At 71.4% G+C, this 23,003-nt stretch carries 18 protein-coding genes and 1 riboswitch; of the genes, 10 read left to right on the top strand and 8 right to left on the bottom strand.

Features of this window, described 5'->3' with window-relative positions:
• Positions 1-34: 34 nt before the first annotated feature.
• Positions 35-1,309: a serine hydroxymethyltransferase gene (gene glyA / locus AB1K54_RS02070; protein ID WP_371201029.1), complete on the bottom strand. Its 1,275-nt coding sequence runs from the start codon at positions 1,307-1,309 to the stop codon at positions 35-37.
• Positions 1,310-1,373: 64 nt separating this feature from the next.
• A riboswitch (ZMP/ZTP riboswitch) is annotated at positions 1,374-1,456 on the bottom strand.
• A 58-nt stretch (positions 1,457-1,514) separates the two neighbouring features.
• On the opposite strand from glyA, the gene AB1K54_RS02065 reads away from it, so the two are divergent.
• The 6 genes from AB1K54_RS02065 (at position 1,515) to AB1K54_RS02040 (ending at position 8,811) form a co-directional block, all read left to right on the top strand.
• Positions 1,515-3,128, top strand: coding sequence for a family 20 glycosylhydrolase (locus AB1K54_RS02065; protein WP_371201028.1), 1,614 nt, complete (start codon positions 1,515-1,517; stop codon positions 3,126-3,128).
• The gene (locus tag AB1K54_RS02060) at positions 3,125-4,252 is read left to right on the top strand and encodes an N-acetylglucosamine-6-phosphate deacetylase (protein ID WP_371201027.1); all 1,128 of its coding nucleotides are present in this window, start codon (positions 3,125-3,127) and stop codon (positions 4,250-4,252) included. Before AB1K54_RS02065 ends, AB1K54_RS02060 begins: the two co-directional genes overlap by 4 nt.
• Positions 4,253-4,635: 383 nt before the next feature.
• Positions 4,636-6,450: a sigma-70 family RNA polymerase sigma factor gene (locus AB1K54_RS02055; protein ID WP_371201026.1), complete on the top strand. Its 1,815-nt coding sequence runs from the start codon at positions 4,636-4,638 to the stop codon at positions 6,448-6,450.
• A gap of 161 nt (positions 6,451-6,611) precedes the next feature.
• A complete protein-coding gene (locus tag AB1K54_RS02050) occupies positions 6,612-6,989 on the top strand; it encodes a YrdB family protein (protein ID WP_371201025.1) in 378 nt (125 codons plus the stop codon).
• Positions 6,986-8,416, top strand: coding sequence for an FAD-binding oxidoreductase (locus AB1K54_RS02045; protein WP_371201024.1), 1,431 nt, complete (start codon positions 6,986-6,988; stop codon positions 8,414-8,416). The genes AB1K54_RS02050 and AB1K54_RS02045 overlap by 4 nt, the downstream gene beginning before the upstream one ends.
• A complete protein-coding gene (locus AB1K54_RS02040) occupies positions 8,413-8,811 on the top strand; it encodes an NUDIX domain-containing protein (RefSeq protein WP_371201023.1) in 399 nt (132 codons plus the stop codon). Before AB1K54_RS02045 ends, AB1K54_RS02040 begins: the two co-directional genes overlap by 4 nt.
• Positions 8,812-8,933: 122 nt before the next feature.
• On the opposite strand, the gene AB1K54_RS02035 is transcribed toward AB1K54_RS02040, so the two are convergent.
• The 6 genes from AB1K54_RS02035 to AB1K54_RS02010 form a co-directional block, all read right to left on the bottom strand.
• Positions 8,934-9,713 (bottom strand): glucosamine-6-phosphate deaminase, encoded by a 780-nt coding sequence (locus tag AB1K54_RS02035; protein ID WP_371201022.1) that lies wholly within the window; start codon positions 9,711-9,713, stop codon positions 8,934-8,936.
• Positions 9,714-9,760: 47 nt separating this feature from the next.
• Positions 9,761-10,669 (bottom strand): ROK family protein, encoded by a 909-nt coding sequence (locus tag AB1K54_RS02030; RefSeq protein WP_371201021.1) that lies wholly within the window; start codon positions 10,667-10,669, stop codon positions 9,761-9,763.
• Positions 10,670-10,712: 43 nt separating this feature from the next.
• Positions 10,713-11,624, bottom strand: coding sequence for a carbohydrate ABC transporter permease (locus AB1K54_RS02025; protein WP_371201159.1), 912 nt, complete (start codon positions 11,622-11,624; stop codon positions 10,713-10,715).
• A 14-nt stretch (positions 11,625-11,638) separates the two neighbouring features.
• Positions 11,639-12,637 carry a carbohydrate ABC transporter permease gene (locus AB1K54_RS02020; protein ID WP_371201020.1) on the bottom strand — a complete coding sequence of 333 codons (999 nt, stop codon included), beginning with the start codon at positions 12,635-12,637 and terminating at the stop codon, positions 11,639-11,641.
• A 90-nt stretch (positions 12,638-12,727) separates the two neighbouring features.
• The gene (locus AB1K54_RS02015; RefSeq protein WP_371201019.1) at positions 12,728-13,969 is read right to left on the bottom strand and encodes an extracellular solute-binding protein; all 1,242 of its coding nucleotides are present in this window, start codon (positions 13,967-13,969) and stop codon (positions 12,728-12,730) included.
• A gap of 76 nt (positions 13,970-14,045) precedes the next feature.
• A complete protein-coding gene (locus AB1K54_RS02010) occupies positions 14,046-15,245 on the bottom strand; it encodes an ROK family protein (RefSeq protein ID WP_371201018.1) in 1,200 nt (399 codons plus the stop codon).
• Between the two features lie 221 nt (positions 15,246-15,466).
• Between AB1K54_RS02010 and AB1K54_RS02005 the strand changes: the two genes are divergently transcribed.
• Positions 15,467-17,383: a L,D-transpeptidase family protein gene (locus tag AB1K54_RS02005; protein WP_371201017.1), complete on the top strand. Its 1,917-nt coding sequence runs from the start codon at positions 15,467-15,469 to the stop codon at positions 17,381-17,383.
• A 247-nt stretch (positions 17,384-17,630) separates the two neighbouring features.
• The gene (locus tag AB1K54_RS02000) at positions 17,631-18,596 is read left to right on the top strand and encodes an acetylxylan esterase (RefSeq protein ID WP_371201016.1); all 966 of its coding nucleotides are present in this window, start codon (positions 17,631-17,633) and stop codon (positions 18,594-18,596) included.
• A gap of 70 nt (positions 18,597-18,666) precedes the next feature.
• Here AB1K54_RS02000 and AB1K54_RS01995 read toward each other — a convergent pair whose 3' ends face one another.
• The gene (locus AB1K54_RS01995; protein ID WP_371201015.1) at positions 18,667-20,898 is read right to left on the bottom strand and encodes an NADP-dependent isocitrate dehydrogenase; all 2,232 of its coding nucleotides are present in this window, start codon (positions 20,896-20,898) and stop codon (positions 18,667-18,669) included.
• 169 nt (positions 20,899-21,067) lie between these two features.
• On the opposite strand from AB1K54_RS01995, the gene AB1K54_RS01990 reads away from it, so the two are divergent.
• On the top strand, positions 21,068-21,520 hold the full coding sequence (locus tag AB1K54_RS01990) for an N-acetyltransferase family protein (protein ID WP_371201014.1): 453 nt from the start codon (positions 21,068-21,070) through the stop codon (positions 21,518-21,520).
• Positions 21,517-22,965, top strand: a complete 1,449-nt coding sequence (locus tag AB1K54_RS01985; protein WP_371201158.1) for a GH1 family beta-glucosidase — start codon at positions 21,517-21,519, stop codon at positions 22,963-22,965. The genes AB1K54_RS01990 and AB1K54_RS01985 overlap by 4 nt, the downstream gene beginning before the upstream one ends.
• Positions 22,966-23,003: the final 38 nt, after the last annotated feature.

The raw sequence follows: 23,003 nt of genomic DNA, 5'->3' as shown, positions 1-23,003 counted from the left end.
CTCCCCGGCAGGCCGGCGCCGCGGAGCGCACGGACTACTGCTGGAGCCCGGGGTACAGCGGGAAGGCCTCGGCGAGCGCGGCCACACGCGCGCGCAGCGCCTCGATGTCGGCGCCAGGAAGCAGGGCCAGCGCGATGATGTCGGCGACCTCGGTGAACTCGGCGTCGCCGAACCCGCGCGTGGCGAGCGCAGGCGTGCCGATGCGCAGGCCGGAGGTCACCATCGGGGGGCGCGGGTCGTTCGGCACGGCGTTGCGGTTGACCGTGATGCGGATGTCGTGGAGCAGGTCTTCGGCCTGCTTGCCGTCGATCGCCGCGTCGCGCAGGTCGACGAGCACCAGGTGCACGTCGGTGCCGCCCGAGCGCACCGCGATGCCGGCGGCGTGCACGTCGGCCTGCGAGAGGCGCTCGGCGAGGATCGCGGCGCCGCGCACCGTGCGCTCCTGACGCTCGCGGAACTCGGGGGTCGCCGCGAGCTTGAACGCGGTCGCCTTCGCGGCGATCACGTGCATGAGCGGGCCGCCCTGCTGGCCGGGGAAGACGGCCGAGTTGATCTTCTTGGCGATGTCGGCGTCGTTGGTGAGGATGAAGCCCGAGCGCGGGCCGCCGATCGTCTTGTGCACGGTCGACGAGACGACGTGCGCGTGCGGCACGGGGCTGGGGTGCAGGCCCGCCGCGACCAGGCCCGCGAAGTGCGCCATGTCGACCCACAGCAGGGCCCCCACCTCGTCGGCGATCGCCCGGAAGGCGGCGAAGTCGAGTTGGCGGGGGTAGGCCGACCAACCGGCGATGATGACCTTGGGCCGGTGCTCGAGCGCGAGGCGGCGCACCTCGTCCATGTCGATGGTCGAGGTCTCGGGGTCGACGCCGTAGGCGACGATCTCGTACAGGCGACCCGAGAAGTTCGCCTTCATGCCGTGCGTGAGGTGGCCGCCCTGGTCCAGTGCCAGGCCCAGGAGCGTGTCGCCGGGGCGCGCGATCGCGTGCAGCACCGCGGCGTTCGCGGATGCCCCCGAGTGGGGCTGCACGTTGGCGAACTCGGCGCCGAACAGCGCCTTGGCCCGCGCGATCGCGATCTCTTCGGCGACGTCGACCTCTTCGCAGCCGCCGTAGTACCGGCGCCCGGGGTAGCCTTCGGCGTACTTGTTCGTGAGCACCGAGCCCTGCGACTGCAGCACCGCGACGGGCACGAAGTTCTCGGACGCGATCATCTCGAGAAAGCTGCGCTGCCGGGTGAGCTCGCGCTCGAGAACCTCGGCGATCTCGGGGTCGACGTCGGCGAGCGGGGCGTTGAAAAGGGGGTCGGTCATGGCGTCTCCTGGCTTCGGTGGGGTGTACCCGGTGTCGAGGACCGTCGCGCGCGACGGTGTGTCGAGGCCCGGCCCAGGCGTGCGGTCGATGCCAAGTCGGTCGCTCCCCGGTGGTTGCCCACCTCAACGCCAGTCGCGACACCCGAAAGCCTATCCGAAACCCTCCTGATAGGCTGAGCGAACCGGATTTGTTAGGGATCTTTACATGATTCGTCGACGTGGACGAGCCGCCCTCGCGGCAAGCCTCGCGCTCGTCATCGTGCTGGTCGCGTGCGCCCCCGCCCCCGAGAATGGAGACACCGTGCCCGAGCCCACCGTCGTTCCCCTTCCCGCCTCGATCGAGGCGATAGGCGGCGCGCCGTTCGTCCTCGACGATCGCGTGCGCATCGGTGGCGATCCGGATGCCGCAGCCGCGCTCGCAGCGCTGGTCGAGGCCCGTACCGGGCTGAGCGTGGGCGCCTCCTCGTCCGGCGGCGCCGGAATCGAGCTGCGCGTCGACCGCGACGGCGCGGCGGAGTCGTACCGGATCACGGCGGACGAGGCATCCGTCATCATCTCTGGCGCCGACGCGGCGGGACTCTTCTACGGCGTGCAGACCTTCGGGCAGCTCGTCGCGCGCGACGGCGACCGCTGGGTCGTGCCCGCCGTCGAGATCGACGACGCGCCGCGATTCGCGTACCGCGGCGTGATGCTCGATGTCGCGCGGCACTTCTTTCCCGTCGAGACGGTGAAGGCGTACATCGACCGCGCGGCGAGCCTGAAGTTCAACGCGCTGCATCTGCACCTGAGCGACGACCAGGGCTGGCGGCTGCAGCTGGACTCGCGCCCCGAGCTGACCGAGAAGGCGTCGGACACCGAGATCGGCGGCGGCGACGGCGGGTTCTTCACGAAGGACGACTACCGCGAGATCGTCGCGTACGCGGCATCCCGCCACCTGATCGTCGTGCCCGAACTCGACATGCCGAGCCACACCCACGCGGTCGGCCTGGCCTACCCCGAGCTCGCCGAGGACCCGGTCATCACCGACGCGGTGCGCGAGACCGTCGTGCAGTTCCACGGCGCGCTGCCGAAGAAGGGCGAGCCGTACGAGGGGCTCGCGGTCGGGTTCTCGTCGCTGAAGATCCACGATGAGGCGACGTACGACTTCGTCGCCGACGTGTTCGGCGAGCTGGCCGCGATGACCCCCGGCCCCTACCTGCACTTCGGCGGCGACGAGGCGCACGGCACCGCGCCCGAGGACTTCGCCGAGTTCGTCGAGCGCACCAGCCGCATCATCGCCGACCTCGGCAAGACGCCGATCGCATGGCACGAGGCCGGCGCCGCGCCCGATCTGTCCGACGAGACGATCGGCCAGTACTGGGGCTACACCACCCCCACCGACGGCATGGACGACAAGGCGCGCGCGTTCGTGGCGAACGGGTCGAAGGTCATCCTGGCGCCCGCCGACGCGGCGTATCTCGACATGAAGTACGACGCGGGCACCGCCCTCGGCCTGCAGTGGGCGAACGGCCCGACCAGCGTGCGGCGCGCCTACTCGTGGGAGCCCGGCGGGCTGATCGAGGGCATCGGCGACGACGAGATCCTCGGGGTGGAGGCGCCGCTGTGGTCTGAGACGCTGCGCACGGCCTCCGACATCGACGCGATGGCCTTCCCGCGCATTGCCGCGATCGCCGAGGCGGGGTGGTCGCCCGCGACCGGCACGAACCACGAGCGCACGTGGCGGTCGTTCCGAGAGCGCGTCGGGCGTCTCGGCCCGTTGTGGACGAGCCTCGGCATCGGCTTCACCGCCGCCGACGGGATCGTCTGGGTGACCGAATGAGCGTCGACCGCGTCATCCACTCGGCCCTCCTCGGCGGCGAGGCGGACTCCTGGGTCGCGTTCGACGGAGGCGCGGTGGCCGCGCGCGGCTCGGGCCAGGGCTGGCGTGAACTGGCGCCTCGCGACGCCGTCGACGCCGAGAACGGATGCCTCGCCCCCGGCTTCGTCGACATCCACGGGCACGGCGGGGGCGGCGCTTCGTACGACGACGGCGCCGACGCGATCCGCCTCGCCCGCGCGACGCACCTCGCGCACGGCACGACCCGCGCCGTGCTGTCACTGGTCACCGCGTCGATCGACGACCTCGTACGGCGGGTCGGCGTCGTGGCCGACCTGGCCGGCTCCGACCCGACGATCCTCGGGTCGCACCTGGAAGGGCCCTTCCTCGACCCCGCGCACAAGGGCGCGCACACCGAGAGCCTGCTGCGGGCGCCGGACGCGGCATCTGTCGATCGCCTGCTCGAGGCCGGACGGGGCACGATCCGCCAGGTCACGCTCGCACCGGAACTTCCGGGCGCGCTCGAGGCCGTGCGGCGATTGGTCGCAGCGGGCGTCGCGGTCGCAGTCGGGCACACCGATGCCGACGCCGACGCCGCCCGCCGGGCGTTCGACGCCGGGGCGACGATCGTCACGCACGCGTTCAACGCGATGCGCGGCATCCATCACCGGGCGCCCGGTCCGGTGGTCGCGGGCCTCCGCGACCAGCGCGTGACGCTCGAGCTCATCGCCGACGGCGTGCACGTCGACCTCGATCTCATCGCGGTCGCTTTCGACGCGGCCCCCGGGCGCATCGCGCTCGTCACCGACGCGATGGCGGCGGCCGGGGCATCCGACGGCCGGTACCGGCTCGGCGGTCTCGCGGTGACCGTCCACGACGGGGTCGCGCGCCTCGTCGAGGGCGGCTCGATCGCCGGGTCGACCCTGACCCAGGATGCCGCGCTCCGCCTGGTCACGAGCGCCGGCGTGCCGCTGCCGTCCGCGCTGCGAGCGCTCACCGCGACCCCTGCCACCGCCGTCGGCCGCCCCGACCTCGGGCGCCTCGACGTGGGATCACCGGCCGACGCTGTGCTGCTGGACGACGCGCTGCGCGTACGGCGCGTGTGGGTGGGCGGCGCGGCCGCGTGACCCGCGCTCGGCCGCGGTGAGGGCGGTCTTCGCACCCCCGCGCGAAGACCGCCCCTCCCCCATGGCCGGAGACGGCCGGACCTGGCGCCTGCCCCCGAGCGTGCGCCTGGTCCGACCCGTGCCGCCGGCTCGCGCCCGCGCCCCATGCACCGCCGTTCGGCCGCGCCCCCTGGCGGGCACTGAACGACGTCTCTGCCGAGAGAGACGCGAGGGCCAGACATCCATTACGCGACTTGCGAAGAATCCTCCGGCGAAGGTGCGGGGTGTCGCCATCGCGCCGAACCCGTGAGAATGGTGGGAACGCGTAATGCAGCCCGAGCGTTCGCGTCTCTTGTAAGACACCGGTGCCCCGGCCGGTGCTGAGACCCCCGCCGAGACGAGACATGACCGACCACGCCCCCGCGCCCTCGACGTACAGCGACACCACCGACACCGACCTCGTGCTGCGCACGCGCTCGGGTGACCACGAGGCGTTCGCCGAGCTGTGGCGCCGCCACCACCCCTCAGGACTGACCGTCGCGCGCTCGGTCACATCCAGCCTCGACGCCGACGACCTCGTGCAAGAGGCGTACACGCGCATCTACCAGGCGATCCTCCGCGGCGGCGGACCGGCCGGATCGTTCCGGGCGTACCTGTACACGAGCATCCGCAACACCGCCGCATCGTGGGGGCGCGCGCGCCGCGAGGTCGCGATCGACGAGCTCGACACGGTGGAGGACCCCTCGACGGGCGAGCAGGCCGTACAGGACGCCCTCGACCGAAGCATCACCGCGCGCGCGTTCCGCAGCCTTCCGACGCGGTGGCAGGAGGTGCTCTGGTACACCGAGATCGAGCAGTTGAAGCCCGCCGAGGTGGCCCCGCTGCTCGGCATGAAGGCACCCGCGGTCGCGCAGCTCGCCTTCCGCGCGCGTGAAGGGCTGCGTGAGGCGTGGATCCAGGCGCACCTGCGGAGCGTGCGCGACGGGTCCGCGTGCCAGTGGACCATCGAGCGCCTCGGTGCGTACGCACGCTCCAACCTCGGCCGACGCGACCACGGCAAGGTCGAGGCGCACCTGGCAGACTGCGCGCGCTGCGCGATCGTCGCCGAAGAGGCGCAGGAGGTCTCTGGTCGGCTCGCCCTCGTCCTGCTCCCCCTCGTGCTCGGCGCCGCCGGAACGACGGCGTACCTCGCGACGGCGCAGGGCGGCGGCGCGGCGCTCGCCCTCGCCGCGGCAGCGGCGCCGGCGATGCCGGTTGCCGTCACGGCGATCGGCCCCGCGACGGGCGTGGGAGCCACGGCGGCCGGGTCGGCGGGCGCCGCCTCGAGCGGCGCAGCCGTGAGCAGCGCGACCCTCGGCGCCGCGACCGGCGGATCTGCGGCCGGCGGCATCTTGTCGGGCGGCGGTGCGGCTGCCGTGTTCGCCGCCGCCTCGACCGTGGCCGTGGGCGCCGTCATCGCGACGTCGGTCGTGCTCCCCTGGCTGCAGCCGACGCCGAGCGTCACCGACGCGGCGGCCTCGACCGAGTCGGCCGACGAGCACGTCGCGCCCGCGACCCTGCCCGTGCCCGCCGATGCGCCGGACCCGACGGATGCCGCTGCCCTCGAGCCCGCGGATCCGGCGCCCGTCGACCCGGCGCCCATCTCGCCCGCACCGGCGCCCGAGGCACCCGAGGCACCTGTCCCGCCGGCGGCGCCCGCCGAACCCGCGACACCCGATCCCGGCCCCGGGACCCTGCCGACGGAGCCTGGCGAGCCGACGACACCGACCGAGCCCACCGAGCCCACCGAGCCCACCGACCCGACCGAGCCCACCGAGCCCACCGACCCGACCGACCCGACCGATCCGACTGACCCCACAGACCCGACCGACCCGACCGACCCCGAGCCGCTGACCGACGACGCGCTCCCGGAGGGCGTGCCCACGCCCGGCTGGGCGACCGCCGAGTTCTCCGGTCTGCGGCTCACTCTGCACGTCCCGCTGTCGGGCGCGCCGGGTGGGACGGTCGAGGTGCTGCTTGCCGGGAAGGTGAAGCAGCGCATCGTGCTCGACGACGCGGGCGCCGGATCCGCGTCGATCCGCCCGACCCTCGTCGAACTGTTGACCGACGCGCGCGTCGGTCTGCGCTACGTCACCGCCGCCGAGGCCGGCCCGACCGGCTTGACCAGACTCAGCGACCTGATCGATCTGCGCGCGATCCTCGACGCCCTGCGCCACTGACGAGGAACGTCGGAACGCGGGCCCCACCCGCTCATCACCCTCGGCGCCGACCTGGGCGCGTTGCGCGGAGCGGCGTGCCGTGCACGCGGGAGGATGCGTCTGCGCCTTCGAGAAGGCACGGCCCGCCAGGCGCGACCGCGGCGCGACGTAGACTGGAACCCATGCCTGAGACCCCCTCGCCCACGACCCCCGAGCCTGGAACAGTCGGGCGGCTGAGCGGCATCGACATCCTTGCGTTCGTGTGCGAACTGTTCGCCTTCGCGAGCCTCGCGATCTGGGGTTTCGCAGCGTGGGATCTCCCGTGGAACATCGTCTTCGGCGTGGGGGCGCCGCTGGTCGCCGTGCTGTTGTGGGCCCTGTTCGTGTCGCCTCGCGCCGTGCTGCGGGTGCATCCGTTCGCCCGCGCGATCGTCGAGCTGCTGGTGTACGTGTCGGCGACGATCGCGTGGTGGAGTCTCGGCGCGACCTGGGTGGGCCTGGTCTTCGGCGTCGTCGCGGTGGCCGTGGGCGTGATCGCGGGTCGCCGCCGGTTCGCATGAGCGCTGCCGGGACCGCCCCGTACGGCGCTGACGGCGCCGGAGCGGGCGTGAGCGTCGTGGCGTTGCTGCGCGCGGCGCTCGGGGATCGCGTCGACACGAGCCTCGCCGCCCGCGGCGCTGCGCGGGCCGACAAGTCCGGGCACGCGGCATCGGGCATGCCGCTGGCCGTCGTGAACGCGCAGACCGTCGACGAGGTGCGTGAGACGATGCGCATCGCCAGCGCCACCCGCACCCCGGTCGTCGCACGCGGCGCCGGCACCGGGCTCGCCGGAGCGGCGAACACGGGCGACGGCGAGATCTCGCTGTCGCTGCGGGGCATGAACCGCATCCTCGAGGTGCGACCCGACGACCTGCTGGCGGTCGTGGAGCCCGGCATCCTCAACGCCGACCTCAACGCCGCGCTGGCAGAGCACGGCGTGTGGTGGGCGCCCGATCCCGCGAGCCGTGCGATCTCGACCGTCGGCGGCAACATCGCCACCGGGGCGGGGGGCCTGCTGTGCGCGAAGTACGGCGTCGTGCGCGACGCGGTGCTGGGCGTGGACCTCGTGCTCGCCGACGGGCGCCTGCTTCACCTCGGTCATCGCACCGTCAAGGGCGTGACCGGCCTCGACCTCACCTCGCTCGTGATCGGCTCCGAGGGCACGCTCGGCATCGTCGTCGGCGCGACGCTGAAACTGCGCCGCCTCGTGCCGGGCACCGTGTGCACGATCGCAGCGACATTCCCCGACGTGCGGACGGCGGCCGTGGCATCGGCCGCCGTCACGGCCTGCGGTGTGCAGCCGGCGATCATGGAGCTGATGGATGCCGCGTCCCTCGCGGCGGTGCATGCGCTGCTGGGCCTTGCCGCACCGACACCCGGCGCGGCGCAGCTGACGGTGCAGACCGACGGGCCCGCCGCGCAGGCCGAGGCCGACGCGATCGCGGCCGTGCTCAGCGCATCCGGCGGCGTCGTGGCCGTCTCGCACGACCCCGAGGAGGGCGAGCGGCTGCTCGCGATCCGCCGCGCGATGCACCCCGCGATGGAGACCCTCGGCACCACCCTCATCGAAGACGTCTCGGTGCCGCGCAGCGCCCTGCCGGCGATGTTCGACGAGATCGCCCGGGTCGAACGCGAGCACGGCGTCGTGATTCCCACGGTCGCGCACGCGGGCGACGGCAACCTGCACCCCAACTTCGTGTTCGACGCGGAGCCCGACGCCGACGGCGTCGTCGCGGTGCCGGCATACGTGTGGAATGCCGCCGACGACCTGTTCCACGCGGCGCTGCGCCTGGGCGGCACGCTCACCGGCGAGCACGGCGTGGGCGTGCTCAAGCGCCGGTGGCTGGCCGACGAGCTCGGCGACGACCAGTTCGAGCTGCAACGGCAGATCAAGGCCGCCTTCGACCCGCTCGGGATCCTCAACCCGGGCAAGGTGTTCGGCCCGTGATCCCCGAGGTGCACGTCAGCGCGGCGGTCGTGGTCGATGCTGCGGGGCGTGCGCTGGTGGTGCGCAAGCGCGGTGCGCGCGTGTTCCAGCAGCCGGGTGGCAAACCCGATCCGGGAGAGACGGCGCTGCAGGCCGTCGTGCGAGAGGTCGCCGAAGAGACCGGCATCGCCGCGGATGCGGCATCCTTCGTTCCGCTCGGGCGATACACGGATGCCGCAGCCAACGAACCCGGCCACCGCGTCGTGGCCGACGCCTTCCTGCTGCGCGTCGACGCCGTCGACGCGCAGGCGGCGGGCGAGATCGCGCAGCTGCGCTGGATCACCGAGGAAGAGCTCGACGACGTGCCGCTGGCGCCGCTCAGCCGCAACCACCTCATCCGTCACGCCTGGCTCTGAGCGAGGCATCCGTCCCGCCCAAAGCGCCCGCCCGTCACCGCGTCAGGTGATCTCGTCACCGCGGGGGGCTGACGCGGCGCGCGACGCAGCCGACCGCGCGGGCACCGCCCGGCGGAATCCGGCTACAGCCCCTGCCAGTGCGGCTTGTTGGCGTACGCGTAGCGGTAGTAGTCGGCGTGCTCGAGGCGCGATGCGGCGGCCTCGTCGACGACGACGGTCGCGTGCGGGTGCAGCTGGATCGCCGAGCCCGGCAGGGACGCCGACACGGCGCCCTCGATCGCACCGGCGACGGCGGCGGCCTTGCTCTGGCCGAACGCGAGCAGCACCAGGTGCCGGGCGCGAAGGATCGTGCCCAGGCCCTGCGTGACGCAGTGCAGCGGCACCTCCTCGACCGCGTCGAAGAACCGCGCGTTGTCGAGGCGAGTCTGCTCGGTGAGGGTCTTCACTCGCGTGAGCGAGGCGAACGACGACCCGGGCTCGTTGAAGCCGATGTGACCATCGGTGCCGATGCCGAGGATCTGCAGGTCCACGCCTCCGGCCTCGATGATGGCGCGCTCGTAGTCCTCGCCCGCATGCTCGATGCCTTCGAGCGACCCGTCGGGCACGCGGATGCGGGACGGGTCGAGGCCGAGCGGCTCGACCACCTCGCGCTGGATCACGTTGCGGTAGCTCTCGGGATGAGCCGGATCGATCCCGACGTACTCGTCGAGCGCGAAGCCGCGCACCCGCGACACGTCTGTGCCCGGCAGTCGACGGCGCAGCGCCTCGTACACCGGCAGCGGCGTGGAGCCAGTCGCCAGGCCCAGCACCGACTCGGGGTTCGCGCGCACCAGCCGCACGATCTCGTCGGCGACGAGTGCGCCTGCCGCCGCGGCATCCGCGACGATGATGACTTCGGCCATATCAGGACCTTCCTGCGGGATCGGATGGGATGGGTCGCACGCGCGGATCAGACCGGGGCGGTCTCGGCGCCGACGAGGGCTGCGCCGAGAGCAGCGGCAGCAGAGCCCGCCGGAAGCAGTTCCACACGGGATTCTAGATCGAGCGAGCTCATGAAGGCGGATGCCTCGGCGCTCGCGCGCAGCTCCCGCACGACGTCTCCGAGCAGGCGATCCCCCAGCGCGGTGACCCCGCCGCCGAGCACCACCGTGTCGGCATCGACGGTCAGCACGAGCACGCGCACCGCGGCGGCGACCCCGCTCGCCAGGCTGCCGCGCAGCCGGACGGCGGCCTCGTCGCCCGCATCGGCCGCGTCGAAGACGTCCCGGATCGGCAGGGCGCTGGGGCGCGCCCACCGCGCGGCGATCGCGCCGCCGCCGGCGAATGCCTCGATGCAGCCGCGCTGGCCGCACCGGCACAGGGGTCCGTTGGGGTCGACCGAGATGTGGCCGACCTCGCCGGCGGCGCCGCGTGAGCCCCGCCACAGCGCGCCATCGGTCACGATGCCCGCCGCGATCCCGGTGCCGAGGTTGAGGTATGCCATCGTGCCGCTCGCTCCGTGCAGCGCGTATGCGCCCACGGCCGCCGCCTTCACGTCGTTCTCGACGCGCACCGCCACGCCCAGCGCCGGCTCGACGGCGCGCGCGATGTCGAGCGAGTCGACGCCGAGGTTCACCGCATGGGTGACCCGCGTGGTCCCGGGCTCCACCTGCCCCGGCATGCCCACGCCCACCGACCTCACGCGCGACAGGTCGACGCCCGCCTGCGTGCCGAGCGAGCGGACGGCGTCGATGATCGTGCGGGTCACGGCATCCGGCCCCCACCCCGTCGGGGTGCGCAGGCGTGCCGCGATCGTGCCGTCTGACCCGACCGCGACCACCTCGGTCTTGGTCCCCCCGACGTCGAGCCCGACCCTCATCGGCCGGCCTCGGCGTGCGGGGCGGCATGCGTGTGCGAAAACATCAGCCCTTGACCGCCCCTGCGACCAGGCCGCTGGTCATGCGGCTCTGGACGAACAGGAAGAACACGACCACCGGGATCGCCACGAGCGTCGATCCCGCCATGAGCTCGGCCCAGTTGATGCCGCCGTTGGGGTCGAGGAAGGTGCGCAGCCATACCGGCAGCGTCATCGCCTCGGGGCGCGGGTTCAGCACGAGCGCGAACACGAACTCGTTCCACGCCTGGATGAACCCGAAGATCCCCGTGGCGACCAGTCCCGGCGCCAGCAGCGGGAACGTAATGCGCCAGAACGCCTGGGAACGGCTGAGACCGTCGATCATCGCCGCCTCTTCGAGCTCGGCGGGCACGCCGTTGACGAACCCGCGCAGCGTCCAGATCGTGAACGGCAGCACCACGGCGATGTACACCGCCGAAAGACCGATGACCGTGTTGAGCAGGTGCCACCCGTCGATGAGACGGAAGGTCGAGATGATCATCGCCTCGGCCGGGATCATCTGGATGATGAGGATCGCGATGATGAAGGCCGCGCGCGAGCGGAACCGGAACCGCGTCACCGCGAGCGCAGCGAGGAACGCGAACACCAGTGCGATCACGACGGTCGTGAGTGTCACCAGGATCGAGTTGCCCAGCGCCGGCAGGAACGGCGCCCGCGCCGAGGTGAAGATGACGCTGGTGTAGTTGTCCAGCGTGAAGGTCTCGGGCCAGAAGTGCACTTCGCTGCCGCGCACCTGGGCGTTGGGCTGGAACGAGGTGTTCAGCATCCAGTAGAACGGGAAGACGGATGCCGCGAACACCACGATCGCCGCCGCGCCCGCGAGGATCGAGCCCACGCGACGGCGGCCACGGCCGCGGCGGCGAGGAGCGCCGGTCGCGGAAGCGGTCGCGAACGAGCGAGCCGGAGGGGGTGCGGGCATCGAGGTGGTGGTGGTCACAGTGACTCCTCTTTCACGCTCTGACGCACGTAGAAGATCGAGATGGCCACGAGCAGGAGCACGACGATGACCGAGATCGCGCCGCCGACGCCGAAGTCGCCCGACCCGAGCGACACGCGGTAGATGTACACGCCGAGCGTGTTGGTCTGCTCGGCGAGGCCCCCGATCGACTGCAGCGCGTAGATCTGGGTGAACACGCGCAGATCCCAGATGATCTGCAGGATCGTGACGATGACGAGGATCGGCTTGATGTAGGGCACCACGACGAGGAAGAACCTCTTGGCGCCGCCTGCGCCGTCCAGTTGCGCAGCCTCCATCACCTCGTCGGACACCTGGGTGAGGCCGGCGTAGACGGTGAAGGCGACGAAGGGGATGGCGCCCCACACGATGATGATCGCCGCGACGAAGAAGAAGCTGAGGGGTTCGATGAGCCATGAGTGGCCCTGGAACTGCTCGAGGCCGAACCAGTTCACGAGCACATAGTTGAGCACGCCGTACTGGGTGTCGAAGATCCATCCCCACACGATGGTCGCCGACAGGGGCGGCATCGCCCACGCCAGCAGCAGACCGACCGACACGAAGGTTCGAAGCACCGTTCCGAGACGCTGCATGAGCAGCGCGACCAGCACGCCGAGCACCATCGTCGACACGACGCTTACGGCGGCGAAGACGACCGATCGGGCCAGGACCTGCCAGAACTCGGCGTCGGTGAGCACCTCCAGGTAGTTGCCCAGACCCACGAACTCGGGCGGGGCGCCGAAGACCTGGGCGCGCCCGAACTCCTGGAACGACATGATGACCAACTGGATGAGCGGCCAGCCGGTGATCGCCGCGAGGACGATGAGCGAGGGCACCAGCAGCGCGTAGGGGGTGAAACCTCCGGCTGCGAGGAAGCGCCGACGCCGAGGGGACGGCTCGGGCGGCGCCGGGGCGGTGAGCCGCTCGCCGTCGACTGCGCTGACCGCGGGCCCGATGTCGCTGGGCAGCGTGGACATGAGTCCTCCTGATCGTGAGAGCACCGGGCCGGCGACGGTGTCGCACCGCCGGCCCGGTACGGGCGCTGGACGCGAAGGTCCAGCGCTGGGTTAGCCGTTGAGGATGTCTTCGATCTTGGTGTCGACCTCTTCGGCCAGCGACTTCACGTCGCCGCCCTGCGCGATCTTCACGAAGAAGTCCTCGAGGATGCGCGAGGCCTCGACCTCGGCCCAGTTCGGTGACGCCGGGGTGAGCTTGGCGTTGCTGGCGGCCTCGGTGAACGCTTTCGCCTCGGGGGTGTCACCGAGGGTCGAGGCCAGCGACTTGCGCGCCGGGATGAGGCCGTTCTCGCCGTAGATCGTCTGGAAGCCGTCGCTCAGGATGATCTCCAGCGCCGCCTTTGCGAGGTCGGGGTTGGCCGACTTGGCCGAGATGCCGATGTTCGAGCCGCCGGCGAACACCTGGGCGGGGCCGCCCTCGGCGCCGGGCAGCGCGTACACGAACGGAGCGGCCGGCGGGTTGTCGGTCTCGCACGCGCTCGCCAGGCCCAGCGCCCAGTTGGGGGCCGAGAACTGGATCGCCGAGCCCTCACAGTAGGGCGTCCACGGCTCGGCGTTGTCGCCGTCCTTCGGCGCGGCCGACGCGGTCGTCATGAGGTCCTGCACCTGCAGGAGGCCCTTGACCGACTCGGGCGAGCTCAGCTGCGCGTCCCACTCGTCGCCGTCCTGGACGGCGATCTCGCCACCGTTCTCCCAGATGAAGGGGAGCGCGTTGTACCAGTCCTGACCGGCGAAGTAAATGCCCGACTTGCCGGGGTTGGCTGCGGCGAGCTCCTTCGCCTTGGCGATGTAGTCGTCGAGCGTGGCGGGAGCCTCCGTCACGAACGCGGGGTCGGCGAACACGACGCGAGCGCCCGAGTACAGCGGCGGGGCGTAGAACTTGCCGTCGTAGGAGCCTGCCTCCACGAAGCCGGGGAGCAGGTCATCGCCGCCCAGGTCCTCGTAGATGTCGCTGATGTCCAGCAGCGCGCCGACCGACGTGAACGCCGGGGCCTGCGTGTTGCCGAACTCGACGATGTCGGGGCTGTCGGAGCTCGACAGGCTCGTGGTGAGCTTGTCGACGAGGCCATCCCAGGTCTGCTCCTCGATGACGAGGGTCGAGCCGGGGTTCTCCTCCTCGAACGTGTCCTTCAGGTAGTCGCGAGCGTCCTGCGGCGTGTCGGTGCCGACGAGCCACACGCGGATCTGCGCGCCGGCCTCGTCGGCGCTTCCGCTGCCGGTTCCGCCGGCACAGCCGGCCAGGGCAAGCGCCGTTGCGCCCAGGAGGGCGACGGCTCCGAGCGTCTTGTTCATGATTCCCTCGTTCTCTCTTGGTGTTTCCAGGTGTTGGACGGATCAGGCGATCCATCCGGGGGGATGGTCCGCGTGCCTACGACACGCCGAGTTGTCCGGACAGGACCATGACGGCCGCACCGCGCAGGACGATGTCCTCGCCTTGCTCCGTCATCCGCACACGGATCCCGTCGTGGAACTCGGCGAGCGTCCGGGTGCGGAGGGTCTCGGCGGTCGCGTGCGCGAGGGGTCCGCCGAGAAGCTCGGGTGGGCCGGTGAGCACGATCTCCGAGAGATCGAGCACGCCGACGATGGGAGCAAGGGCGATGCCCAGGCGCTCCCCTGCGTCGCGGAGGATGCCCTCGCGGGCGTCGTCGGTCGCCGCCTCGGCCAGGCGCGCGGTCAGCGACGGCACCGAGATCCACGCCTCGAGGCATCCGACCTTGCCGCACGCGCACTCCGGGCCGCCGTCGGTGCCGACGGTCACGTGGCCGATCTCGCCCGCGGCGAAGCGCGCGCCGCGCATGGGCTGGCCGCCGGCGAGCAGGCCCGAGCCGACGCCGCGACCGACCTTCACCAGCAGCACGTCGTCGCCGGCTCCGCCGAGGGTGTACTCGGCCAGGACTGCCGCATTGGCGTCGTTGGCCACCAGCACCGGCAGGTCGAGCGCCGCCTCGAGCTCGCCGCGAAGGTCGAACCCGGCCCACTTGAGGTTGGGGGCGGTGAGGATGACGCCGTGGTCGTCGATGACGCCCGGGGCGCCCACGCCCACGCCGAGCACGGGGGCGTGCGAGTCGGCGACGAGCTCGCGCGCAAGCCCGATGACGGCCTCGATGAGCCGCTCTCCGCTGGGCACGGGGATCGCCCGCCGCGCGACGATGTCGCCGTCGAGGTCGAGCACGGCGCCGAGGAAGACGTCGTTGCCGGACAGATCGATGCCGACGATGCGGTGGCCGGAGCGGTCGAGGTCGACGAGGATCGCGGGCTTTCCGGGGCCGGATGCCTCGCGCACGCCCTTCTCGACGATGAAGCCGTCCGCGATGAGGTCGCCCACCAGATCCGAGATCGTGACGCGGGTCAGACCCGTCTCGCGCGACAGGTCGGCGCGGCTCATGGCGCCGCCGTGGAAGAGCGTCTGGAGCACGAGCGAGCGGTTGTGGGTGCGGGCGTGCTCGGGAAGCACCTTGGTCGCCGAGCGCACCCCGGGAGTGCGGCGGCCGGCGGCGGGGACCGCGGGCTCTTGAGGGTGCGGCGGCTCGAAGGTGGAAGAGCCGCGCTGCACTTCCGATGCAGACATGTTTGTTAGTGAAGCTTACGAACAAACGCCCACGCAACCCCGCGGCCCAGTTTGAACGGAGTCTTTACAAACTCGTAATAATCGACGGATGCCTCCCCTCGCCTGGTGCTGATCGGCTCGACCTCGTCATTTCAGGATCTATGGGGACGATGCCCAGCCCAGGACGGGCCGGGCTCCCGTACCATGGAACACAGGATTCCGCCGAACTGGGGGGTGATGGCGTGACGGATCTCGCCACCAAGACGGGCACTTTCGAGTTGCCCGATGACGACACCGAAGTCCAAGACGTCGCGAACGAGAGCAGCGACGACGCGGACGTCGTCGCGCCCGAAGACGACAGCGTCGACGCCGCGGCACCAGAGGAAGAACCCACCGACTCCGCACCCGACGACGACCCCGCAGCCGCGGAAGACCTCGCAGACACCGACGCATCGGCCGAGGTCGACGAGACTGCGACGCCGCAGGCCCTGACCGAGGTCGAGGACTCCCTCGCCGTCGAAGAGCCCGCCGAGGTCGACGCATCCGCTGAGCCGCAAGAGCCCGTCGAGGTCGAGGCATCCCTTGCCGCCGAAGAGCCCGCCGAGGTCGAACAGCCCGCCGATCCCGAGGATCTCATCGAGACCCCGACCGAGCCGGTCACCCCCTCCGCCCCGGTCGAGAGTGCGCTGCAGACCGCGCCAGCCGACCCCGATGCCGCCACCGCGGCGCTGGGTGCGGCATCGGTCACGCAGTCGGCCCCCGGCGCACCCGCGAACCCCCCGGACGTGCGCTGGGCGCCGTCCGAGCCCGCCCCGCGCAAGAGCCGCAAGGGCTTGTGGATCGGCATCGGCGCGGGAGTCGCCGCGGCCGCCCTGGTCGCCGCGTCGCTCGTGCTGATCGCGCCCGGCACCTCGATCGCCGGTGTCCCTGTCGGCGGCCTGACCCCCGGGGCAGCCGCTGACGCGGTGAGCGCGCGCCTGGCCGAGACGACCCTCGTGCTCACCGGCGCGGGCGAAGGCGCAGAGCTCACCGCCGCCGAGCTGGGCGCGTCGGTGAACGCGCGCGAGCTCGCGAACGAGGCCTTCGGCGCCCACCCCGCGTGGAACCCGACGACCTGGTTCCCGGCGCCCCACAAGGCGGTGGTGCAGGTCGACGCCGATGCCGCGACCGCCGCGCTGCGTCATGCCCTGCCGTCGCTCTACACCGACCCCACAGATGCCGAGCTGACGTTCGACGCCGCGACGGCGTCCTACACCGTCACGCCCGCCATCCCCGGCGTCGGAATCGACGTCGACGCCGTGCGCGCCGCGCTGCAGGAGGCCTTCGACGCGGGCAAGGCCACGGTCGCGTTCGATCCGGTCGAATCCGAGGTGGATGCCTCGACCCCGACCTCGGTCGCCACCGCGACCGCCGCGCGCCTGAACGCGGTGCTCGACACCGCCGGGTTCTACGTCGGCGAGGAGCGCACGGTGCCGCTCGATCGCGCGACGGTCGCGTCGTGGATCACGCTCGGCGACGGGCCTCGCGGCACGTTCTCGATCGACGTGGACGAGAAGGCCATCCAGGCCGTCGTCGACACGCTTCCTGCGGCGGTGGACCGCCCCGCGGTGAACGCGACCGTCATCACCAACAGCGATGGCGACGTGCTCAGCTCGGTGACCTCGGGCGTCGAGGGCCGCACGCTGGGCTCGACCGACGACATCGCATCGGGCTTCGCCGAGCAGATCGCGAACGCGAACGGCGTGTACCAGCTGCCGGTGACGGCGACTGCGTTCACGACCACCTCGCTCGCGCGCAGCGTCGAGGTCAACCTGAGCGAGCAGCGGGTGTACGCCATCGAGAACGGCGTCGTCGTCGCCTCGTCGTATGTGTCGTCGGGCCTTCCCGGGAACGACACCCCCACGGGGCATTTCCAGATCTTCGCGAAGCTCGACTCGCAGAACATGGGCAACCGCGACACCACCAAGGCGCCGTACTACTTCACTGAGAACGTGCCGAACGTGATGTACTTCGACGGTGATGTGGCCCTGCACGGCGCCTACTGGCACAACAACTTCGGCAACCGCATGAGCCACGGCTGCGTGAACCTGCCGCTGGATGTCGCGGCGTTCCTGTTCACCTGGGCCGAGATCGGCACCGACGTGTGGGTGCACTATTGACGCGAGCCGGCTCAATGCCGCGCAGCGGCGTTGAGCCGGCTCGGGTCAAGGTCGAGTAGCCGGCGCAGCCGGCGTATCGAGACCTCCCCCGCCAGCGGCCCCGCCCGCCCGCCCGTCCGCCCGCCCGCGCGCCCTCCCTCGCCCCGCCCGTGGCCCCCGCCCCGCCAACCACCCCCCACCACCCGGCGGTCGGGCAGCCCGGCGCAGCCGGCGCATCGAGACCGCCGGGTTTCGCTAGCGTTGACGCGTGCCGCGTTTCGACCTGAGCCTCGCCGACCTCGAGTCCTACTCCCCCGACATCGGCGTCCCTGACGACTTCGACGCGTTCTGGCGCGACACGATCGCGTCCGCGCGTGCCGCGGGCGGCGAGGTGACGGCGGTGCGGGCATCCACACCGCTGCGCACCGTGGACGTGTTCGACGTGACGTTCCCGGGCTTCGCGGGCGACCCGATCTCAGCGTGGCTCCTGGTGCCCGCCGGTGCCGAACAGCCCCTGCCGGCGGTGGTCGAGTTCCTCGGGTACGGCGGAGGCAGGGGCCTGCCGGTCGAGCGTCTCGCGTGGGCGTCGGCCGGGTACGCGCACCTCGTGATGGACACGCGTGGGCAGGGGTCGCACTGGGGCGGCGGCGGGTCGACGCCCGACCCGCACGGGACGGGGGCATCGGCGGCGGGCTTCATGACCCGCGGCATCGACGATCCCGCCGACTACTACTACCGGCGGGTGTTCACGGATGCCGTGCGCGCCGTCGATGCGGTGCGCACGCTCCCGCAGGTCGACTCGTCGCGGGTCGCCGTCACCGGCACGAGCCAGGGCGGGGGCATCGCGCTGGCCGCGGCCGCCCTGTGCGACGACCTCGTGGCGGTCATGCCCGACGTGCCGTTCCTGTGCCACTTCGAGCGCGCCGTCGGCTTCACCGACCGCGACCCGTATCACGAGGTCGTGCGCTACCTCGCCGTGCACCGCGGCGCGCAGGAGCGGGTGTTCGGCACCCTGTCGTACTTCGACGGCGCGACCATGGCGACCCGCGCGGCGGCTCCCGCACTCTTCTCGGTCGCGCTGCTCGACCCGATCTGCCCGCCCTCGACGGTGTTCGCCGCGTTCAACCGCTACGGCGGCGACGCGCGCATCGAGGTCTACCGCCACAACGAGCACGAGGGCGGCCAGGCCCACCAGTGGGGCGTCCAGGCGGAGTTCCTCGCGGGCCTGGTCTAGCACGGGCCGCACGAAGAGCGGATGCCGCGACCTGGGTCGCGGCATCCGCTCTGGTGCGTGTTGCCGGCTGTCAGCCGCGCTGAGCGCGCAGCCCGTCGATGATGGCGTTGAGCGTCGCCGACGGGCGCATCACAGCCGCGACGAGCTGGGCGTCGGGGCGGTAGTACCCGCCGATGTCGGCGGGCTTGCCCTGCACGGCGAGGAGCTCTTCGACGATCTGCTGCTCGTTCGCGGCGAGCGCCTCGGCGATGGGGGCGAAGGCCGCCGCGAGCTCGGCGTCGGCCTGCTGCTTGGCGAGCTCCTGCGTCCAGTACAGCGCGAGGTAGAAGTGGCTGCCGCGGTTGTCGATCGTGCCGAGCGCACGGCCGGGCGACTTGTCGTTCTCGAGGAACGTGCCGGTCGCGGCATCCAGCGTGTCGGCCAGCACCTGGGCGCGCGCGTTGCCGGTGAACTGCGCGAGGTGCTCGAGCGAGGCCGCCAGCGCGAAGAACTCGCCGAGCGAGTCCCAGCGCAGGTAGTCCTCCTCGAGGAGCTGCTGCACGTGCTTGGGCGCAGAGCCTCCCGCGCCGGTCTCGAACAGGCCGCCGCCGGCGAGCAGCGGCACGATCGAGAGCATCTTCGCCGACGTTCCGACCTCGAGGATCGGGAACAGGTCGGTGAGGTAGTCGCGCAGCACGTTGCCGGTCACCGAGATGGTGTCGAGGCCGTGGCGCATGCGCGCCAGCGTGTAGCGGGTGGCCTCGGCGGGCGAGAGGATCGACAGCTCGATGCCGTGGGTGTCCATCGTGGCCAGGGCCTGGTAGACCTTCGCGATGATCTGGGCGTCGTGCGCGCGATTGACGTCGAGCCAGAACACCGCGGGAACGCCGGTCGCACGCGCGCGGCTGACCGCGAGGCGCACCCAGTCGACCACCGCGATGTACTTGGTCTGCGTCCCGCGCCAAATGTCGCCCTGCTCGACCTCGTGCTCGATGACGACCTCGCCATCGCCGTCGACGACCTGCACGACGCCGGGCGCCGCGATCTCGAACGTCTTGTCGTGGCTGCCGTACTCCTCGGCCGCCTGGGCCATGAGGCCGACGTTCGGCACGGTGCCGATCGTGGCCGGGTCGAGCGGGCCGTTGGCGATCACGTCGTCGATGACAGCCTGGTAGACGCCCGCGTACGACGAGTCCGGGATGACCGCCAGGGTGTCGTCTTCGCCGCCGTCGACGCCCCACAGCTTGCCCCCGTTGCGCACGAGCGCCGGCATCGAGGCGTCGACGATCACGTCGGAGGGCACGTGCAGGTTGGTGATGCCCTTGTCGGAGTTGACGTACGACAGGCGCGCGCCGCTCTCGAGGTCCGCGGTGATCGCCGCGGCGATCTCGTCGCCGCCCTCGACCTCGGAAAGGCCCGCGAGGATCGCACCGAGGCCGTTGTTCGCAGTCAGGCCCGCCTCGGCGAGCTTGTCGCCGTAGCGGTCGAACACGTCGGAGAAGTACGCCTTCACGACATGACCGAAGATGATCGGGTCGCTGACCTTCATCATCGTGGCCTTGAGGTGCACCGAGTACAGCACGTCGTCGGCCTTGGCTGCCTCGAGCGTCTCGGCGAGGAAGGCGTCCAGCGCCTTGGCCGACAGGAACGTCGCGTCGATGATCTCGCGCGGCAGCACCTTGAGCCCCTCCTTGAGCACGGTGACCGTGCCGTCCTGGCCGATGTGCTGGATCGTCAGAACGTCGTCGTGGGCGGCGACCCACGATTTCTCGTTGCCCTTGAAGTCGTCGTGGCTCATCGTCGCGACGCGGGTCTTCGAGCCCTCGGCGAACGGCTTGTTGCGGTGCGGGTGCTTGCGTGCGTAGTTCTTGACCGACAGGGGCGCGCGGCGGTCGCTGTTGCCCTCGCGCAGCACGGGGTTCACGGCCGAGCCCTTGATGCGGTCGTAGCGGGCGCGCACGTCCTTCTGCTCGAGCGTCTCGGGCTCGTCAGGGTAGTCGGGGATGTCGTAGCCCTGCGCCTGCAGTTCGGCGATCGCGGCTTTGAGCTGCGGGATCGACGCCGAGATGTTCGGCAGCTTGATGATGTTCGCCTCGGGCAGCGTCGCGAGGCCGCCGAGTTCGGCGAGCGCGTCGCCGACCTGCTGCTGGGCAGTCAGCCGCTGCGGGAACGCGGCGAGCACACGGCCCGCCAGCGAGATGTCGCGCGTGTCGATGTCGACGCCCGCGTGGCCGGTCACAGCCTGCACGATCGGCAGCAGCGACGCCGTCGCCAGAGCCGGTGCTTCGTCGGTGTACGTGTAGATGATGGTGGAGTCGGTCACCGGTTCCGTCTTTCGTCTCGGGTCGTCCGGCCAGTTTATCCCAGGCGCGAAAGTATCTTGATGTCGAGATAGTTGTCGGACGCTTCGCAGGATGTCGCGCCGGTGAGATGCGCGTAAAGGTCTGTCGCATTCTTGGCCGGATGTCACGCCCACCTACTAGCCTGGGGCCATGTCTGACCTGCGCCTCGTCGAACTGTCCGCCGCCACCATCGTCGCGGTCAACAACATGTCCCTCAAGCCCGGTCAGGAAGAGTTCCTCTCGCCCGTCAGCTACGGGGTCGCAGCCACGGTCGTGAACCCGCAGACGACCTGGCAGCGCGTCGTCCTCGACGGCGACGACGTGGTCGGCTTCGTGAGCGCCAACTTCGACCCGGACTTTCCGCAGGAGCACTTCCGCTCCGTGCTGTGGCGCATCAACGTCGATGCCGACGATCAGGGGCGCGGTGTCGGCCGCTTCGCCGTCGACGGGCTGCTCGCCGAGGCGCGGGCGCGAGGCGTCAAGAGCATCAACGTCATCTACGAAGCCGGCGAGGGCGGCCCCGAGGCGTTCTTCACGCGCGTGGGCTTCACCCCGGTCGGCGAGACCGAGTACGGCGAGGTCATCGCCGAGATCGGCGTCTGAGCCGCGTGACCTCCGCCGTCGTCGGCAGCGCCGACTATCGCGACAGCGGCCTCGTCTTCCCGCCCGGATTCACCTTCGGATCGGCCACCGCCTCGTACCAGATCGAGGGCGCGGCGGCCGAGGATGGCCGCGGACCCTCCATCTGGGACACGTTCTCGAAAACCCCCGGCAAGGTGTGGAACGGCGACACCGGCGACGTCGCGTGCGACCACTACCACCGCTGGGAGTCCGACCTCGACCTCATGACGGACCTCGGCCTGGGCGCCTACCGGTTCTCGATCGCGTGGCCGCGGATCGTGCCCGGCGGGCGCGGCGACGTGAATCAGGCCGGCATCGACTTCTACTCGCGCCTGGTCGACGGGCTGCTCGAGCGGGGCATCCGTCCCGTCGCGACGCTGTATCACTGGGACCTCCCCCAGCCGCTCGAAGACGAGGGCGGCTGGGCCGTGCGCTCCACGACCGACGCGTTCGAGGAATACGCGCGGATCATGGGCGAAGCCCTCGGCGACCGCGTGCACACGTGGACCACGCTCAACGAGCCGTGGTGCTCGGCCTACCTCGGCTACGGGCAGGGCGGGCACGCGCCCGGACGACACGAGCCGGCAGCCGCGCTGGCCGCGGTGCACCACCTGAACCTTGCGCACGGGCGCGCGGTGCAGGCGCTGCGCGAGACCTCGACCGGGACGCCCCAGTACTCGATCACGCTGAACTTCCACGTGCTGCGCGGGCACGGCGACGGCGGCGCCGAGGCGGTCCGCCGCGCGGACGCGCTCGCCAACCGCGCCTTCACCCACCCGCTGCTGAAGGGCCAGTACCCGGCGGACCTGCTCGAGGACACGGCATCCGTCACCGACTGGGCCTTCGTGCAGGACGGCGACCTCCGGGCGATCAACCAGCCGATCGACGTGCTCGGCGTCAACTACTACTCGACCGCGACCGTGGGGCTGTGGGACGGCGCCTCGGCCAAGCAGATGAACGACGGCCACAAGCCCACCGCCGGCGGCACCGCGTGGCCCGGCAGCGCCGACGTGCTCGAGTTCGTCGCGCAGCCCGGCCCCTACACGGCGATGGGGTGGAACATCGCGCCCGAAGGCCTCGAAGAGCTGCTCGTGTCGCTGTCGGAGCAGTTCCCCCACCAGCCGCTCATGGTGACCGAGAACGGGGCCGCGTTCGACGACGTCGTCGCCCCCGACGGCTCGGTGTCCGACCCCGAGCGCCTCGACTACCTGCGCCGCCACTTCACCGCGGCCCACCGCGCGCTCGGGCGCGGCGTCGACCTGCGCGGCTACTTCGTGTGGTCGCTGCTGGACAACTTCGAGTGGGGCTTCGGCTACGCCAAGCGCTTCGGCATCGTGCGCGTGGACTTCGACACGCTCGAGCGCACCGTCAAGGACTCCGGCCGCTGGTACGCCGAACTGGCCAAGACCGGCGCCCTTCCGGCGTAGAAGACGATGACGGATGCCGCGACCGGGGCGGCGGCATC

This window comes from Microbacterium sp. BWT-B31 (genome assembly GCF_041379855.1).
In the GTDB taxonomy this organism is placed as follows: Bacteria; Actinomycetota; Actinomycetes; order Actinomycetales; family Microbacteriaceae; genus Microbacterium.
Note: the sequence above shows the minus strand (reverse complement) of the source record. Positions and strands in the feature narration are given on the sequence as shown.

Coding starts and splice junctions, on each gene's coding strand:
- glyA (WP_371201029.1), bottom strand. CDS start 1,309: ATGACCGACCCCCTTTTCAACGCCCCGCTCGCCGACGTCGACCCCGAG.
- AB1K54_RS02065 (WP_371201028.1), top strand. CDS start 1,515: ATGATTCGTCGACGTGGACGAGCCGCCCTCGCGGCAAGCCTCGCGCTC.
- AB1K54_RS02060 (WP_371201027.1), top strand. CDS start 3,125: ATGAGCGTCGACCGCGTCATCCACTCGGCCCTCCTCGGCGGCGAGGCG.
- AB1K54_RS02055 (WP_371201026.1), top strand. CDS start 4,636: ATGACCGACCACGCCCCCGCGCCCTCGACGTACAGCGACACCACCGAC.
- AB1K54_RS02050 (WP_371201025.1), top strand. CDS start 6,612: ATGCCTGAGACCCCCTCGCCCACGACCCCCGAGCCTGGAACAGTCGGG.
- AB1K54_RS02045 (WP_371201024.1), top strand. CDS start 6,986: ATGAGCGCTGCCGGGACCGCCCCGTACGGCGCTGACGGCGCCGGAGCG.
- AB1K54_RS02035 (WP_371201022.1), bottom strand. CDS start 9,713: ATGGCCGAAGTCATCATCGTCGCGGATGCCGCGGCGGCAGGCGCACTC.
- AB1K54_RS02030 (WP_371201021.1), bottom strand. CDS start 10,669: ATGAGGGTCGGGCTCGACGTCGGGGGGACCAAGACCGAGGTGGTCGCG.
- AB1K54_RS02025 (WP_371201159.1), bottom strand. CDS start 11,624: ATGCCCGCACCCCCTCCGGCTCGCTCGTTCGCGACCGCTTCCGCGACC.
- AB1K54_RS02020 (WP_371201020.1), bottom strand. CDS start 12,637: ATGTCCACGCTGCCCAGCGACATCGGGCCCGCGGTCAGCGCAGTCGAC.
- AB1K54_RS02015 (WP_371201019.1), bottom strand. CDS start 13,969: ATGAACAAGACGCTCGGAGCCGTCGCCCTCCTGGGCGCAACGGCGCTT.
- AB1K54_RS02010 (WP_371201018.1), bottom strand. CDS start 15,245: ATGTCTGCATCGGAAGTGCAGCGCGGCTCTTCCACCTTCGAGCCGCCG.
- AB1K54_RS01990 (WP_371201014.1), top strand. CDS start 21,068: ATGTCTGACCTGCGCCTCGTCGAACTGTCCGCCGCCACCATCGTCGCG.